Origin of the sequence: Yokenella regensburgei (assembly GCF_003634235.1) — a bacterium.
Lineage (GTDB): Bacteria > Pseudomonadota > Gammaproteobacteria > Enterobacterales > Enterobacteriaceae > Yokenella > Yokenella regensburgei.
Genome location: NZ_RBIZ01000005.1, coordinates 570,767 through 587,084, shown reverse-complemented (window position 1 = coordinate 587,084; position 16,318 = coordinate 570,767). Strand labels below are relative to the sequence as shown.

Here is a 16,318-nt window from a genome sequence, read left to right as displayed (position 1 = left end):
TAACGTTTAGATAATTGCTATCCGGAAAAGCATCTGCTATTTATAGCGGCCTGATTTTTCCCCCACCTGGGGATCGATAGTGCGTGTTAAGGAGAAGCAACATGCAAGAAGGGCAAAACCGTAAAACATCGTCCCTGAGTATTCTCGCCATCGCTGGGGTGGAGCCGTATCAAGAGAAACCGGGCGAAGAGTATATGAACGAAGCCCAGCTGGCGCACTTCAGACGTATTCTTGAAGCATGGCGTAATCAACTCAGGGATGAAGTCGATCGCACCGTTACTCATATGCAGGATGAAGCTGCTAACTTCCCGGATCCGGTGGACCGTGCCGCACAGGAAGAAGAGTTCAGCCTCGAACTGCGTAACCGTGACCGCGAGCGCAAACTGATCAAAAAGATTGAAAAAACGCTGAAGAAAGTCGAAGACGAAGATTTCGGCTACTGCGAATCCTGCGGTGTTGAAATCGGGATCCGCCGTCTGGAAGCGCGTCCGACAGCCGATCTGTGCATCGACTGCAAAACGCTGGCTGAAATCCGCGAAAAACAGATGGCCGGTTAATTCCAGCCCTGTAGACCATCTAAAGGCGGGAGTCTCTCCCGCCTTGTAACCACGACTATGTCTGAATCACACTATATTGGGCGCTTTGCGCCATCCCCCTCCGGTGAATTACACTTCGGCTCTTTAATTGCCGCGCTTGGCAGCTACCTGCAGGCCCGCGCGAATCACGGTACCTGGCTGGTACGTATCGAAGATATCGATCCTCCACGTGAAGTTCCCGGTGCGGCAGAGTCCATCCTGCGTCAGCTGGAACATTACGGTCTTCACTGGGATGGTGACGTCCTCTGGCAATCCCAGCGACACGACGCCTACCGCGACGCGCTTGCCTGGCTTGCTGAGCAAGGGCTTAGCTATTACTGCGCCTGCACGCGTGCCCGAATTCAGAGCCTCGGCGGCATCTACGACGGTCACTGCCGTGATTTAGGGTTAGGCCCTGAAAATGCAGCGCTACGCCTGCGTCAGCAGCAACCCGTGCTACGCTTTGACGATAAGCTACGCGGTGAAATTACTGCCGACGCCGCCCTCGCACGCGAAGATTTTATTATTCATCGCCGCGACGGTTTATTTGCCTATAACCTGGCGGTAGTGGTCGACGACCATTTCCAGGGGGTGACGGAAATTGTGCGCGGCGCCGATCTTATCGAACCGACCGTGCGACAGATTTCGCTCTATCACCATTTTGGCTGGCAGGCTCCCGATTATATTCACCTGCCGCTGGCGCTGAATCACGATGGCAATAAGCTATCGAAACAGAACCATGCCCCGGCGCTGCCGAATGGCGATCCGCGTCCCGAGCTGATTAAGGCACTGGCGTTTCTACAGCAGGATATTATTGAAGAGTGGCGGGATATGAGCGTTGAAGCGCTGCTTAAAAATGCGGTGGCTAACTGGGATCTTTCGGCGGTACCGGAAATCCATCATTCTCAAACGCGTTTTGCTGAGCTATGATTAGCCGCTATTTTTTGTCCGAATCCCGACTGCGTCCCGCCATTGGTCTCGCACAATGACGGGACGCAGCCTGTATACAACTACCGAGGTGTAACATTTTTACCCGAGTCGCTAATTTTTGCCGCAAGGTGCTAAGCCGTGAGGAGAGCGAGGCTGAACTCGTCGTCGCCAGACCCAGGATGACTATCATCCCGCGTGAGCAGCATGCTATTTCCCGCAAAGATATCAGTGAAAATGCCCTCAAGGTTCTCTACCGCCTGAACAAGGCAGGCTATGAAGCTTACCTTGTAGGTGGTGGTGTGCGTGATTTACTGCTGGGCAAAAAACCAAAAGATTTCGATGTGACAACCAGCGCAACGCCAGACCAGGTGCGTAAACTATTCCGCAACTGCCGTCTTGTTGGCCGTCGCTTCCGCCTGGCTCACGTCATGTTCGGCCCTGAAATTATCGAAGTGGCGACGTTCCGTGGCCACCACGATGGCTCGCCTGACGATCGCGCTACCTCCCAGCGCGGCCAGAACGGCATGCTGCTGCGCGATAATATCTTCGGATCCATTGAGGAAGATGCGCAGCGCCGCGATTTCACCATCAACAGTCTCTACTACAGCGTGGCGGATTTCACCGTTCGCGATTACGTCGGTGGTATGCAGGATCTGCAGGACGGCATCATCCGTCTGATTGGCAATCCGGAAACCCGCTATCGTGAAGACCCGGTGCGTATGCTGCGTGCCGTGCGTTTTGCCGCCAAGCTGAACATGCGGATCAGCCCGGAAACCGCCGAGCCTATTCCACGCCTGGCAACGCTGATGAACGACGTGCCGCCGGCTCGTCTGTTTGAAGAGTCGCTGAAGCTGCTGCAGGCGGGTTACGGTTTTGAAACCTACCGCGGACTTCGCGAATGCAATCTGTTCCAGCCGCTGTTCCCGACCATCTCGCGTTATTTCACCGAGAATGGCGACAGCCCGATGGAACGCATCATTGCCCAGGTGCTGAAAAACACTGATAACCGCATTCACAACGATATGCGCGTTAACCCGGCGTTCCTGTTTGCGGCAATGTTCTGGTATCCGCTGCTGGAAATGGCGCAGAAGATTGCCCAGGAGAGCGGCCTCGCTTACTACGATGCCTTCGCCCTGGCCGCAAACGATGTGCTGGACGAAGCCTGTCGCTCAATTGCGATCCCGAAACGCATTACTACGCTGGTTCGTGATATCTGGCAGCTGCAGCTGCGCATGTCTCGCCGTCAGGGTAAACGCGCCTGGAAGCTGATGGAGCATCCGAAATTCCGTGCCGCCTACGATCTGCTGGCACTGCGCGCCGAAGCCGAGAGCAACGCCGAACTGCAGCGCCTGGCGCAGTGGTGGGGTGAGTTCCAGGTCTCCGCGCCACCGACGCAGAAAGATATGCTGGACGATTTGGGCGATGAGCCCGCCGCTCGCCGCCGTCATCGCCGCCCACGTAAACGCGCACCGCGTCAGGGCAGCGCGTGAGTCTGGTTTATATCGCACTCGGCAGCAATCTGGCCTCACCGCTGGACCAGGTTAACGCTGCCATTGCCGCACTGGGCGAAATCCCGGAGAGCCGCGTCGTTGCGCTCTCCTCGTTTTATCGTACACCGCCGCTGGGGCCGCAGGATCAACCCGATTACCTGAACGCCGCCGTGGCGCTGGAAACCGCCCTGTCCCCAGAAGCGCTGCTGGATAACACGCAGCGCATTGAGCTGCAGCAGGGTCGCGTTCGTAAAGCCGAACGCTGGGGGCCACGCACCCTCGATCTCGATATCATGCTCTTTGGCCAGCAGGTTCTGGACACCCCGCGCCTGACCGTGCCGCATTACGACATGAAAAACCGTGGCTTTATGCTCTGGCCGCTGTTTGAAATCGCGCCTGAACTCACCTTCCCGGACGGCACAACCCTTGCCGCCATCCTGAAACAGCTGAATAGCGCACAACCTGCCCACTGGTAAACTTGTCCCCCCGGGAGTTGCTGATACAATGCCGCAAGATTCGGCCTTAGTAATCAGGAACTCCTATGAAACCAACCACGATTTCCCTGTTGCAGAAATACAAACAGGAAAAGAAACGCTTCGCGACCATTACCGCTTACGACTACAGCTTCGCCAAACTGTTCGCTGACGAAGGTCTGAACGTGATGCTGGTCGGTGATTCTCTTGGGATGACGGTCCAGGGACACGACACCACCCTGCCGGTCACGGTAGAAGACATTGCTTATCATACTCGCGCCGTACGTCGCGGTGCGCCGTACTGCCTGCTGCTCGCTGACCTGCCGTTTATGGCCTACGCAACCCCGCAAGAGGCGTTCACCAATGCCGCCGCGGTAATGCGTGCCGGTGCCAATATGGTCAAGATTGAAGGCGGCGCATGGCTGGTCGAGACCGTTAAAATGCTCACCGAGCGCGCGGTGCCGGTGTGCGGTCACCTTGGCCTCACCCCGCAGTCGGTCAACATCTTCGGCGGCTACAAGGTACAGGGGCGCGGTGATGCAGCGCAGACGCTGCTGGATGATGCGCTGGCGCTGGAAGCCGCCGGGGCACAGCTGCTGGTGCTGGAGTGCGTGCCGGTAGAACTGGCTAAACGCGTCACCGAAGCGCTGCGTATTCCGGTGATTGGCATCGGCGCGGGTAACGTCACCGACGGACAGATCCTGGTGATGCATGACGCCTTCGGCATCACCGGCGGGCATATCCCGAAATTTGCGAAGAATTTCCTCGAACAAACGGGCGACATGCGCGCCGCGGTGCGGCAGTATATGACTGACGTCGAGTCCGGTGCGTATCCGGGCGAAGAACACAGTTTCCATTAAGGAGTCTTGTTGTGTTGATTATCGAAACCCTTCCGCTGCTGCGTCAGCATATCCGTCGTCTGCGCCAGGAAGGTAAACGTATTGCGCTGGTTCCCACCATGGGCAACCTTCACGATGGCCATATGAAGCTTGTCGATGAGGCAAAAGCCTGTGCTGATGTGGTGGTGGTGAGCATTTTCGTGAACCCGATGCAGTTCGACCGACCAGAAGATCTGGCGCGCTACCCGCGCACCCTGCAGGAAGACAGCGAGAAGCTCAACAAGCGTAAAGTGGATTTTATTTTCGCGCCTGCTCCGGCCGATATTTATCCGCTGGGTACCGATACGCAAACCTACGTCGATGTTCCAGGTCTTTCTACCATGCTGGAGGGCGCGAGCCGTCCGGGCCATTTCCGCGGCGTGTCGACTATTGTCAGCAAGCTCTTTAACCTGGTGCAGCCAGACGTTGCCTGCTTTGGCGAAAAAGATTTCCAGCAGCTGGCGCTTATTCGCAAGATGGTGGCGGATATGGGCTACGACATCGAGATTATCGGCGTGCCGATTGTCCGCGCCAAAGATGGTCTGGCCCTGAGCTCACGCAACGGTTATCTCACCGCGGCCGAGCGTAAAATCGCGCCGGGCATCAGCAAGGTGATGAACGGTATTGCCGAAAAACTGCAGGCCGGCGAGCGTGATTTTGACGAGCTGATCGCACTTGGAGAACAGGAACTGAACGATAAGGGCTTTCGCAGCGATGAAGTGCAAATTCGCGATGCCGATACGCTGCTGGAGGTTTCTGACACCAGCAAACGTGCGGTTATCCTCGTTGCCGCCTGGCTTGGTCAGGCTCGCCTGATTGATAATAAAGTGGTTGAGCTCGGCCAGTAGACACCGACTAAAAATCGGGCAATACTGCGCGCATACAGGCTCCGGGAATATATCCCTTCACCCGACCCTCTCCTGCGGAGAGGGTAATGCATGATGATTAAAGGTAGACGTAATGATTCGCAAAATGCTGCAAGGTAAGCTTCACCGTGTGACAGTGACTCAGGCCGACCTGCACTACGAAGGTTCCTGTGCCATTGACCAGGATTTTCTCGATGCGGCAGGAATTCTTGAAAACGAAGCGATTGATATCTGGAACGTGAACAACGGCAAACGCTTCTCCACCTATGCCATTGCGGCAGAGCGCGGTTCTAAAATTATCTCCGTGAACGGTGCGGCAGCGCACTGTGCCGACGTGGGCGATATTGTGATTATCGCAAGCTTCGTCATGATGTCAGACGAAGAGGCCCGCCGCTGGCAGCCGAAAGTCGCCTACTTTGAAGGCGAAAACGAGATGAAGCGCACCGCCAAAGCGATTCCGGTTCAGGTCGCGTAACTCTACCCCTGCGGCTGATTGCTGATCAGCCGCGACATGGTCTCCAGTGAATCGGTTCTCAGAATATACAGGCGCTTCAGTAAGAACAGATTATCCCCCGGTTTTACCTTCCCTTTCACCGTCGTCACCGCCATGTGGAAACCGGCATCATTCGCCGCTTTCAGCGCATTATCGTCGTAGCCGCCAAACGGATAAGAGAGATACAGCACGTGAGGGTTGAACTGCCCCAGCGCACGGCGTGAGCGTTCAAAATCAAACAGAATGTTGTGGTAGCTACGGCTCAACAGAATCGGACGATGCTGGTTGTCCACCCGATGCAGAAAATGGGTGTGCGACTGGATATCAAACACGTTCTGAATGCTTCGTAGCTCAGAAATGCTCATAAACTGCAGCGATTTTGGATCCCATTTTTGTGGGTGGATTTTAATCCGCGACGAAATAATAAACGCAGTCGCCTTAAAACCATACTCCTCGAGAATCGGCCAGGCGTAGCGGTTGACCGACTTCAGACCATCGTCAAAGGTAATCACCACCGAGCGGGCAGGAATATTGAGTTTATTACGCAAATAACCTTCCAGCTGATACATGGTCAGCGTGGTGTAGCCCTGATCGCGAAGCCAGGTCATCTGGTTACTAAACGCACGTACCGAGGTGGTGGTAGAAGTATGGCGAAAGCGCGTATTCTCTTCATCACGCAGAATATGGTGATAAGTGAGGATCGGCACACCGTTGTCCTGCTGTGCATCCAGGCTACTGACCCACGCCAGGCGATCGCCAATACGGATCTGATACCAGGTCTGGTTCAGGCGGTCTTTTAGTTTGCTGATAATGGGGTAGCGCAGATTGTCTGCCAGTACGCCAAACGGAACGCTGGTATTTCGCGGCTCGTTATAAACAGGGGTATCACGCCAGGTCAGCAGGTTCTGATTGCTGAGCGGCTTGTTCAGGTCACCGAGGTTATCCTGTACCCGCAGGCCGCCCTGCACCGGCTCCAGATGCCCTTTATCGATATAGCCGGTACCAAAACCGAAGCTGAATTCATAGTAATCCGCGTTCGTGGTTTTTACTGCCAGGATCTGCCCGCCGCGCACGTTACCCACCGTGACGACCCGATTGCCGATTTTCGCCCAGATAGTGGCATCTTCCGTCGTTTGCATATAACGAGCGGACAGCTCAGGCTGGTTGAGAAGAGTGGCACTGGCGCTGCCAGAAACCACCAGCAGCAGGACAAAGACAAGACGAGTTAACATACACGATTGACCGGGCAGCGAAAACTGCCGCTATTGTAGCAAAAGCGCTATCAATACCAATGGTTAATCAGCGTACAAATCATGAAGTAACACGAAGGGTGGATTTTTCTGCTGCTGATGCCACAGACTGCTGACCTCGGGCGCCCCACTGGCAACAATCGCATCGCGAAAGGCTTCGCTGGATAAGGTCTCCCGCTGCGAATACATTCGCTCCAACAATGAATAATAGACACCGGAGATCACTTCGCAATGGCTGTGCTTGTGGCTCATCAACGATGCTACACGGTACGGTGCCGCCCCGGGAATATCAGTGAGAAAAATCACCCCATCGCCTGAATCTGTGTGGTGCAGTGCATCGCACATCATCCGACTCAGCATGTTAGCGCTAAGCCCACGCCAGTAATTCACCGCCCGACATTGCGTCAGCGGCCCAAACTTTTTTTCGAGGCGATCCATGATTTCCTGTGCGCGGTCGTCATGACAGGCAATAACCCAACCTAGCATACAAGTCTCCTTAGCAGACATGTAGTTTAGCCGGGTGAATATTCGGATGGGGTGATAAAAGTCAAACTTCGGCGGAGTGTTGCCCGGCAGCGACGAGCCGCCGGGCGAAGGGTCTAGCTGCGCAGACCGCGTCCTTTCTGGATGAGATACCAGCAGAGCAGGTAAAACGCGGCGATAAAGACCACCAGAACCCCCACGGTGGTTGCCAGCGGCACATCGCTAATACCGAGGAAGCCGAAGCGGAAACCACTGATCATGTAGACAATCGGGTTCAGGTGCGACAGCGCCTGCCAGAACGGTGGCAGCAGCGTCAGCGAGTAAAATACCCCGCCAAGATAGGTCAGCGGCGTCAGTACGAACGTCGGGATAAGGCTGATATCGTCGAAGGTTTTAGCAAACACCGCATTCAACAACCCCGCCAGAGAGAACAGCACCGCCGTCAGCAGCAGCGTCAGTCCGACGAACAGCCAGGAGTGAACCTGGAACGGCACGAAGAACAGCGAAATTGCCGTCACCAGAATGCCAACGCACAGGCCGCGCGCCACGCCGCCGCCGACGTACCCGGCAATGATGACATGGGTTGGCACCGGAGCCACCAGCAGTTCTTCAATGTTACGCTGGAATTTCGCGCTGAAAAACGACGAAGCTACGTTGGCATAGGCGTTGGTGATCACCGCCATCATGATAAGCCCCGGCACGATGAACTGCATGTAGGTAAAACCATGCATCTCGCCAATTCGTGAACCAATCAGATTACCGAAGATGATGAAATAGAGCGTCATGGTGATAACCGGCGGCACCAACGTCTGGATCCAGATACGCATAAAGCGCTGGATCTCTTTCGCCCAGATACTTTTCAGGGCGACCCAATAAAGCTGCATCATGCCTGCTCTCCTTGTTTCACATTCACCAGCGACACAAACAGCTCTTCCAGACGGTTGGCTTTGTTACGCATACTTAATACCTGAACACCCTGCGCGCTGAGCTGGCTAAAGACGCTGTTAATGCCCTGCTCGCGCAACACTTCCACTTCAAGCGTGGAAGTATCGACCAGCCGGTACTGATAGCCGTCGAGCTTCGGCAGCGGGCTTTTCGGGGCCAGATCGAGGATGAAGGTCTCCGATTTAAGCTTTGAGAGCAGATTTTTCATCGAGGTATTTTCCACTAACTCTCCGTGCTGAATGATGCCGATGTTACGGCACAGCATTTCAGCCTCTTCCAGGTAGTGGGTGGTTAAAATGATGGTGGTGCCCTTGTCGTTGAGATCCTTCAGGAACCCCCACATAGAGCGACGCAGTTCGATATCCACCCCGGCGGTCGGTTCGTCGAGGATCAGCAGTTTTGGCTCATGCATCAGCGCACGAGCAATCATCAGGCGCCGCTTCATCCCACCGGAAAGCATACGTGCACGTTCACCACGCTTTTCCCACAGATCGAGCTGTTTTAGGTATTTTTCGCTACGTTCGACGGCTTCTTTTCGCTCAACGCCGTAGTAACCCGCCTGGTTCACCACGATCTGCTGAACGGTCTCGAACGGGTTGAAGTTAAACTCCTGCGGCACCAGCCCCAGCTGGCGTTTGGCGTTGACCACGTCCTTGCCCAGATCGTAGCCAAATACGCTCACGCTGCCGGAAGTTTTGTTCACCAGCGAACTGATGATGCCGATGGTGGTTGATTTGCCTGCGCCGTTCGGCCCAAGCAGCGCGTAAAAGTCACCAGCTTCAACACTAAGATCGATACCACGCAGCGCCTGAACGCCGCCCGGATAGGTCTTTTTAAGCTGTTTTAGTTCCAGAGCAATGGTCATTAAATGTCTCTTATCGTGTTGTGACACTCGATGTGTGGTTTTAAAAATGATGGAGTTGACCTATATTAGCGCAACGCACTTACTTGGTTACAGGTCGTTAACCTCCATGAAAGATATAGATACACTCATCAGCAATAATGCACTATGGTCAAAAATGCTGGTGGAAGAGGATCCCGGTTTTTTTGAGAAACTGGCACAAGCGCAGAAACCACGCTTTCTATGGATTGGATGTTCCGACAGCCGCGTTCCCGCTGAACGCCTTACGGGTCTGGAGCCGGGTGAACTCTTTGTTCACCGTAACGTCGCCAACCTCGTCATTCACACTGACCTGAACTGCCTCTCCGTGGTGCAGTACGCGGTTGATGTGCTGGAAGTCGAGCACATCATCATCTGTGGCCACTATGGCTGCGGTGGCGTACAGGCGGCTGTAGAGAATCCGGAACTCGGCCTCATCGACAACTGGCTGCTGCACATCCGTGATATCTGGTTCAAACACAGCTCACTGCTGGGCGAAATGCCTCAGGAACGTCGTCTCGACACCCTGTGCGAGCTGAACGTGATGGAGCAGGTTTATAACCTGGGCCACTCCACCATTATGCAATCAGCCTGGAAACGCGGCCAGAAGGTCACGGTTCACGGCTGGGCTTACGGCATTCACGATGGCCTGTTACGCGATCTCGACGTGACCGCCACCAGCCGCGCTACCCTGGAGCAGCGTTACCGCCACGGGATTTCCAACCTGAAGCTTAAGCATGTAAATCATAAATAACAAAAAAGGCCCCGCGGGGCCTTTTTTTATTCGTCCAGCAGGACCACTTTGCCGACGTACGGCAGGTGGCGGTATCGCTGAGCGTAGTCGATACCATAGCCAACGACAAACTCATCCGGAATAGCAAAGCCGACATATTCCACGGTCACATCCACTTCACGGCGGGACGGTTTGTCCAGCAGAGTACAGATGGCAAGGGATTTTGGCTCACGCAGGCTCAGGATTTCGCGCACTTTCGACAGAGTATTACCAGAATCGATAATATCTTCGACGATCAGCACGTCTTTACCACGGATATCCTCGTCGAGATCTTTGAGGATTTTTACATCACGGGTGGTGGACATGCCGCTGCCATAGCTCGACGCCGTCATAAAATCGACTTCATGTGATACCTGTACTTCGCGGCACAGGTCAGCCATGAACATAAATGAACCGCGCAGCAGCCCAACCAGCACCATATCACTGCCGCTATCTTTATAGTGTTCAGTAATCTGACGACCTAATTCGGCGATACGCGCTTTGATCTCCGCTTCCGGGATCATCACTTCAACAGTATGTTTCATTAAACTAACCATCTGATTTAAAGAGTAAATCACTCAATATCACCGCCAGTGGCAGCAGTATTGATCAGCAAGCGGCACAGTATACCAGCAAAACCATTTATACGGTGCATGCGATCATAAAGCTCGATTTGTGATTCCGATCACACTTGTTAAATCCTATAATTAATTGCTACTAAAAAATTAACTATTTGGTGGGTGTCTTTCTATGGCAGAAACAAAACCTCAACAATCACGAATTCTCGTGACGCTAACGGCCCTCTTTGCAGCATTCTGCGGGCTATATCTTTTAATCGGAGGGGTATGGCTGGCCGCGATTGGCGGTTCCTGGTACTACCCCGTAGCAGGTCTGGTGATGCTTGCCGTCACCGTCATGCTGTTTCGCGGTAAGCGCTGTGCGCTATGGCTGTACGCCGCTCTGCTGCTCGCCACGATGGTCTGGGGCGTGTGGGAGGTCGGTTTCGACTTCTGGGCGCTGACGCCGCGCAGCGATATTCTGGTGTTCTTCGGCATTTGGCTGATTCTGCCCTTTGTCTGGCGTCGTCTGCACATCCCTTCCGGCGGTGCCGTATGTGCGCTGGTGGTGGCGCTGCTGATAAGCGGTGGCATCCTGACCTGGGCCGGCTTCCACGATCCGCAGGAAATCAACGGCACGCTGAGCACCGATGTGACGCCAGCGGCGCCGATTTCTACCGTTGCTGATCAGGACTGGCCCGCTTATGGTCGTAATCAGGAGGGGCAGCGCTACTCCCCGCTGAAGCAAATTAACGCGGACAACGTTCACCAGCTGAAAGAGGCCTGGGTATTCCGTACCGGCGATCTGAAGCAGCCTAACGATCCGGGTGAAATCACTAACGAAGTGACGCCGATTAAAGTCGGTAACATGCTCTATCTGTGCACCGCGCACCAGCGTCTGTTCGCGCTGGATGCCAAAACCGGGCAGGAGAAATGGCACTTCGATCCGCAGCTCAACACTGACCCATCCTTCCAGCACGTCACCTGTCGTGGTGTCTCTTACCACGAGGCCACGCCAGCAAACGCCCCTGCGGATGTGGTGGCTGACTGTCCGCGCCGCATTCTGCTGCCGGTGAACGATGGTCGTCTGTTTGCGCTCAATGCGGATACCGGTAAGCTGTGTGAAACCTTTGCAAACAAAGGGATCCTCAACCTGCAAACCAACCAGCCGGTGACCACGCCGGGGATGTATGAACCCACTTCCCCACCGATCGTGACCGACAAAACCATCGTTATTGCAGGTGCTGTCACCGATAACTTCTCAACCCGCGAGCCGTCCGGCGTTATCCGTGGTTTTGACGTTAACAGCGGTAAGCTGCTGTGGGCCTTCGATCCGGGTGCAAAAGATCCGAACGCGATCCCGGAAGACGAACACCACTACACCCTGAACTCGCCGAACTCCTGGGCACCTGCGGCCTACGATGCGAAGCTTGATCTGGTGTACCTCCCGATGGGCGTTACCACGCCGGATATCTGGGGCGGTTACCGCACGCCGGAGCAGGAACGCTATGCGAGCGCGATTCTGGCGCTGAACGCGACCACCGGTAAACTGGCCTGGAGCTACCAGACCGTCCACCACGATCTGTGGGATATGGACATGCCTTCCCAGCCTACGCTGGCTGACATCACCGTGAAAGGCGAAACCGTTCCGGTGATTTATGCCCCAGCGAAAACCGGGAACATTTTTGTTCTCGATCGTCGTGACGGTAAGCTGGTCGTCCCGGCGCCGGAAAAACCGGTTCCGCAGGGTGCTGCGAAAGGTGATCACGTCTCCGCAACCCAGCCGTTCTCCGATCTCAGCTTCCGACCGAAGAAAGATCTGACCGATGCGGACATGTGGGGCGCCACCATGTTCGACCAGCTGGTGTGCCGTGTGATGTTCCACAAACTGCGCTACGAAGGGATCTTTACCCCGCCGTCTGAGCAGGGCACGCTGGTATTCCCGGGTAACCTGGGGATGTTCGAATGGGGTGGGATTTCCGTTGATCCTGACCGTCAGGTGGCGATTGCCAACCCGATGGCGCTGCCGTTTGTCTCACGTCTGATCCCACGCGGGCCGGGCAACCCGATAGAGCCGCCGAAGGACGCGAAAGCCAGCGGTACCGAATCCGGTATCCAGCCGCAGTATGGCGTTCCGTTTGGCGTGACCCTGAATCCGTTCCTTTCACCGTTCGGTCTGCCGTGTAAACAGCCGGCGTGGGGTTATATCTCCGCCCTGGATCTGAAAACCAACCAGATCGCGTGGAAAAAACGTATTGGTACCCCGCAGGACAGCATGCCGTTCCCGATGCCGGTTCCGGTGCCGTTCAACATGGGGATGCCAATGCTGGGTGGCCCAATCTCTACCGCGGGTAACGTGTTGTTTATCGCGGCGACCGCAGACAACTATCTGCGCGCATACAACATGACCAACGGGGAGAAACTGTGGCAGGCGCGTCTGCCAGCGGGCGGACAAGCAACGCCGATGACCTATGAAGTGGATGGCAAGCAGTATGTTGTTATCTCTGCGGGCGGTCATGGTTCATTCGGAACGAAGATGGGTGACTATATTGTCGCTTACGCATTGCCGGATGATGTGAAGTAAATCTTTACCCTCACCCTGACCCTCTCCCTAAGGGAGAGGGGATTGTTTGGTGACTCCCTGCCGGGGTGAGGGCTTCAAACCGCAGCAGACTACACCGTAAACCCAAGCATCATCCCGGTGTCTTCATGCTCTAACAGATGGCAGTGCGCCATGTACATCTGCTCTTTCGGCGCATCATTCTCGAATTTCACCAGCACTTCGCTGACGCCCCCCTCGACACGAACCGTATCTTTCCAGCCAGCGCGATGCGCGGCAGGAGCATGACCGTTCTCTGAGAGAATGCGGAACTGGGTGCCGTGGATATGGAACGGGTGCAGCATCATGTCGCCTTTACCAGAGATCTGCCAGCGCTCGTACTTCCCTTTTTCTGCCGCGAACATGGGCTTATTCATATCAAAAGCCACGCCGTTGATGCGGTTCGCATTATGGAAATCAAAGCCTTTATCGCCGTGGTTCATCTGGCCCATATTGCCATGACCCATCATGCTGCCATGGTCCATCTTACCCATCATATCGCCATGATCCATATTGCCCATCATGCCGCCATGACCCATATTACCCATCGCCTGACTGCCATATTTTTGCATCAGCGCCTGCATACCCATCATATCGAGCATCGGGTCCATAGAGAGCTGCAGAGTGCGCTGGGTCAGCCCTTCCAACGCTGGCAGCGCCGGGATTGAGCTCAGCGTATCCGGTAGAGTACCGGAGGCAGGGATCGCCAGCGGCTGAACGTGCAATACCGGATGCGCCTTGTCGAATGGCGTAATCGCCATCCCCATCTGGCTCACTGGCAGGGTAACGATATCGAAAGCTTTGCCATCGCTGGTATCCACCAGCACTTCAAAACGCTCGCCCATCAACATTGGCAGCTCGGTGACTTTTACCGGTTCGGCCAACAGGCCGCCGTCGCTTGCGATAACGTACAGCGGGCGGTTGTCACTGGTGGCAAAGTTAAGGGAACGCGCATTGCAGCCGTTGAGCAACCGCAGACGCAGCCAGCCTTTCGGCGCCGAATGCTGGGGATACATCACGCCGTTGGTGAGGAGCGTATCGCCAAACCAGCCCACGGCGGCGCTCATGATGTCGAGCTGGTAATCAATCTGGCCGTCAGCGGTAAATTTTTTATCCTGGACGATGACCGGCACGTCGTCGATGCCCCACTGTTTTGGCAACAGCAGAGAGCGGATGGCATTGTCTTCAATCAGTACCAGACCCGCCAGCCCCATCGCAACCTGGCGGCCAGTTTTACCGTGTTGATGGGGATGGAACCAGCAGGTTGCCGCCTGCTGAGTTGGCGTAAACGTGACGCTTCTTGATGCGCCCGGCTGAATGATACCTTGCGGACCGCCGTCAACCTCACCCGGGATTTCCAGTCCGTGCCAGTGAACGGTCGTCTCTTGTGGAAGCTGGTTATGAATATCAACGGTAATCGCTTTGCCCTGACGCAATTGCAGGGCCGGGCCCAGCAGATTTCCGTTATAGCCCCAGGTGGTGGCAGAATGCGCACCGAACTGCGTTTTACCGGCCTGAATGGTCAGCGTAACGCGGCCTGCCGCATCGGGGCTCAATAATTCTGGGATCGGAAGCGCCGGGTATTGCGCGGCGAAAGCATAACGGCTCCATGCCGGTAATGCGCTGGCAACGCCAATCGCGGCAGTGAGTTTGATAAATTCACGACGATGCATTCTGACTTCCTTATTCTTCTGCTGGCGAATGTTTGAGCTTAAACCCTCCCCTTGCGGCAAGGTCAAGCAGAAAGATAATAATAAAGATCGGCGGCTAAATATGAAGTGTGCTAACGTTGAGCATCCGCGATGTAAGGTAGAAGAAATGACGACGTTTTTCAGAACATTGGTGCTCGGCAGTTTGCTCGCGTTCTCCTGCAGCAGCTACGCGTTAAGCGAGTCCGAGGCAGAAGATATGGCTGACCTGACCGCCGTATTTGTCTTTCTGAAAAACGACTGTGGCTACCAGAATTTACCCAACGGGCAAATCCGTCGCGCACTGGTCTTTTTTGCTCAGCAAAACCAGTGGGATCTCAGTAACTACGACACCTTCAACATGAAGGCGCTTGGCGAAGATAGCTATCGCGACCTGAGCGGGATCCGTATTCCCACTGCAAAAAAATGCAAAGCGCTGGCCCGCGACTCCCTGAGCCTCCTCGCCTACGTCAAGTAACTTCCTGTCGATAGTTTGACCGTGCATCCACGGTCGCCGTCGGCTATGATGTTGCGCCCATTTTGAAGGGGTGTTAACAAAGGAGGTATCCGCTATGGCCGACAATCCGTTGTGGCACGAAACGCTGCACAACAACTTTGGTCAGTACTTTACCGTTGATAACGTGCTGTACCATGAAAAGACCGATCATCAGGATCTTATCATCTTCGAGAACGCGGCATTTGGCCGGGTAATGGCGCTGGATGGCGTTGTGCAAACCACCGAACGTGATGAATTTATCTATCACGAAATGATGACCCATGTTCCGCTGCTGGCTCACGGCCATGCAAAGCACGTGCTTATCATCGGCGGCGGCGACGGCGCAATGCTGCGCGAAGTCTCCCGCCACACCGCGCTCGAAAGCATCACCATGGTAGAAATCGACGCAGGCGTGGTCTCTTTCTGCCGCCAGTACCTGCCAAACCATAATGCCGGAAGCTACGACGATCCGCGCTTTAACCTTGTGATCGACGACGGGGTTAACTTCGTCAACCAAACGTCACAAACGTTTGATGTCATCATCTCTGACTGTACCGACCCTATTGGTCCTGGTGAGAGCCTGTTTACCTCAGCGTTTTATGAAGGCTGCAAGCGTTGCCTGAATCCGGGTGGGATTTTTGTTGCCCAGAACGGTGTTTGTTTCCTGCAACAGGATGAAGCCATCGACAGCCACCGCAAACTGAGCCATTACTTCACTGATGTGGGGTTCTATCAGGCGGCGATCCCGACCTACTACGGCGGCATCATGACCTTTGCATGGGCGACCGATAACGAAGCGCTGCGCCATCTTTCCCCGGAAATTATCCAGGCGCGTTTTCGTAGCGCAGGCCTGAAGTGCCGTTATTACAACCCGGCTATCCACACGGCTGCCTTCGCGCTGCCACAGTATTTACAAGATGCACTGTCTTCACAGTCATCCTAA

General features: G+C 55.0%; 17 protein-coding genes. 11 read left to right on the top strand and 6 right to left on the bottom strand.

Features of this window, described 5'->3' with window-relative positions; all coding sequences use genetic code 11:
• Window positions 1–101 precede the first annotated feature (101 nt).
• The 7 genes from dksA to panD all read left to right on the top strand — a co-directional run bounded on the left by dksA (window position 102) and on the right by panD (window position 5,687).
• Window positions 102–557, top strand: a complete 456-nt coding sequence (gene dksA / locus C7387_RS17810; protein WP_001155227.1) for an RNA polymerase-binding protein DksA — start codon at window positions 102–104, stop codon at window positions 555–557.
• A gap of 57 nt (window positions 558–614) precedes the next feature.
• On the top strand, window positions 615–1,505 hold the full coding sequence (gluQRS, locus tag C7387_RS17805) for a tRNA glutamyl-Q(34) synthetase GluQRS (protein ID WP_038252110.1): 891 nt from the start codon (window positions 615–617) through the stop codon (window positions 1,503–1,505).
• Between the two features lie 95 nt (window positions 1,506–1,600).
• Complete coding sequence (gene pcnB, locus C7387_RS17800) at window positions 1,601–2,995, top strand: polynucleotide adenylyltransferase PcnB (RefSeq protein ID WP_209319619.1); 1,395 nt, start codon at window positions 1,601–1,603, stop codon at window positions 2,993–2,995.
• Window positions 2,992–3,471, top strand: a complete 480-nt coding sequence (gene folK / locus C7387_RS17795) for a 2-amino-4-hydroxy-6-hydroxymethyldihydropteridine diphosphokinase (RefSeq protein ID WP_006817189.1) — start codon at window positions 2,992–2,994, stop codon at window positions 3,469–3,471. The genes pcnB and folK overlap by 4 nt, the downstream gene beginning before the upstream one ends.
• A gap of 65 nt (window positions 3,472–3,536) precedes the next feature.
• The gene (gene panB / locus C7387_RS17790) at window positions 3,537–4,328 is read left to right on the top strand and encodes a 3-methyl-2-oxobutanoate hydroxymethyltransferase (protein WP_038252111.1); all 792 of its coding nucleotides are present in this window, start codon (window positions 3,537–3,539) and stop codon (window positions 4,326–4,328) included.
• A gap of 11 nt (window positions 4,329–4,339) precedes the next feature.
• Window positions 4,340–5,194, top strand: coding sequence for a pantoate--beta-alanine ligase (gene panC, locus C7387_RS17785; protein WP_038252112.1), 855 nt, complete (start codon window positions 4,340–4,342; stop codon window positions 5,192–5,194).
• A 112-nt stretch (window positions 5,195–5,306) separates the two neighbouring features.
• Window positions 5,307–5,687, top strand: coding sequence for an aspartate 1-decarboxylase (gene panD / locus C7387_RS17780; RefSeq protein WP_006817185.1), 381 nt, complete (start codon window positions 5,307–5,309; stop codon window positions 5,685–5,687).
• A gap of 2 nt (window positions 5,688–5,689) precedes the next feature.
• Here panD and C7387_RS17775 read toward each other — a convergent pair whose 3' ends face one another.
• From C7387_RS17775 to C7387_RS17760, 4 genes are all read right to left on the bottom strand, one after another.
• A complete protein-coding gene (locus C7387_RS17775; protein ID WP_006817184.1) occupies window positions 5,690–6,937 on the bottom strand; it encodes a polysaccharide deacetylase family protein in 1,248 nt (415 codons plus the stop codon).
• Window positions 6,938–7,000: 63 nt separating this feature from the next.
• Complete coding sequence (locus tag C7387_RS17770) at window positions 7,001–7,441, bottom strand: PTS sugar transporter subunit IIA (protein ID WP_120817198.1); 441 nt, start codon at window positions 7,439–7,441, stop codon at window positions 7,001–7,003.
• Window positions 7,442–7,554: 113 nt separating this feature from the next.
• Window positions 7,555–8,325, bottom strand: coding sequence for an ABC transporter permease (locus C7387_RS17765; protein ID WP_006817182.1), 771 nt, complete (start codon window positions 8,323–8,325; stop codon window positions 7,555–7,557).
• Window positions 8,322–9,248 carry an ABC transporter ATP-binding protein gene (locus C7387_RS17760; protein WP_006817181.1) on the bottom strand — a complete coding sequence of 309 codons (927 nt, stop codon included), beginning with the start codon at window positions 9,246–9,248 and terminating at the stop codon, window positions 8,322–8,324. Before C7387_RS17760 ends, C7387_RS17765 begins: the two co-directional genes overlap by 4 nt.
• Before the next feature lie 106 nt (window positions 9,249–9,354).
• Between C7387_RS17760 and can the strand changes: the two genes are divergently transcribed.
• Window positions 9,355–10,017 (top strand): carbonate dehydratase, encoded by a 663-nt coding sequence (can, locus tag C7387_RS17755; protein ID WP_038252115.1) that lies wholly within the window; start codon window positions 9,355–9,357, stop codon window positions 10,015–10,017.
• Window positions 10,018–10,043: 26 nt separating this feature from the next.
• Here can and hpt read toward each other — a convergent pair whose 3' ends face one another.
• Entirely contained in the window at window positions 10,044–10,580 is a 537-nt protein-coding gene (gene hpt, locus C7387_RS17750) for a hypoxanthine phosphoribosyltransferase (protein WP_166791138.1), read from the bottom strand.
• Window positions 10,581–10,785: 205 nt separating this feature from the next.
• Here hpt and C7387_RS17745 point away from each other — a divergent pair, with 205 nt between their 5' ends.
• The gene (locus tag C7387_RS17745) at window positions 10,786–13,176 is read left to right on the top strand and encodes a glucose/quinate/shikimate family membrane-bound PQQ-dependent dehydrogenase (protein WP_120817197.1); all 2,391 of its coding nucleotides are present in this window, start codon (window positions 10,786–10,788) and stop codon (window positions 13,174–13,176) included.
• An 89-nt stretch (window positions 13,177–13,265) separates the two neighbouring features.
• Here C7387_RS17745 and cueO read toward each other — a convergent pair whose 3' ends face one another.
• Complete coding sequence (gene cueO, locus C7387_RS17740) at window positions 13,266–14,864, bottom strand: multicopper oxidase CueO (RefSeq protein ID WP_006817177.1); 1,599 nt, start codon at window positions 14,862–14,864, stop codon at window positions 13,266–13,268.
• A gap of 145 nt (window positions 14,865–15,009) precedes the next feature.
• On the opposite strand from cueO, the gene C7387_RS17735 reads away from it, so the two are divergent.
• Both C7387_RS17735 and speE read left to right on the top strand, forming a co-directional pair.
• Complete coding sequence (locus C7387_RS17735; RefSeq protein ID WP_038252117.1) at window positions 15,010–15,357, top strand: YacC family pilotin-like protein; 348 nt, start codon at window positions 15,010–15,012, stop codon at window positions 15,355–15,357.
• A 94-nt stretch (window positions 15,358–15,451) separates the two neighbouring features.
• Complete coding sequence (gene speE / locus C7387_RS17730; RefSeq protein WP_038252118.1) at window positions 15,452–16,318, top strand: polyamine aminopropyltransferase; 867 nt, start codon at window positions 15,452–15,454, stop codon at window positions 16,316–16,318.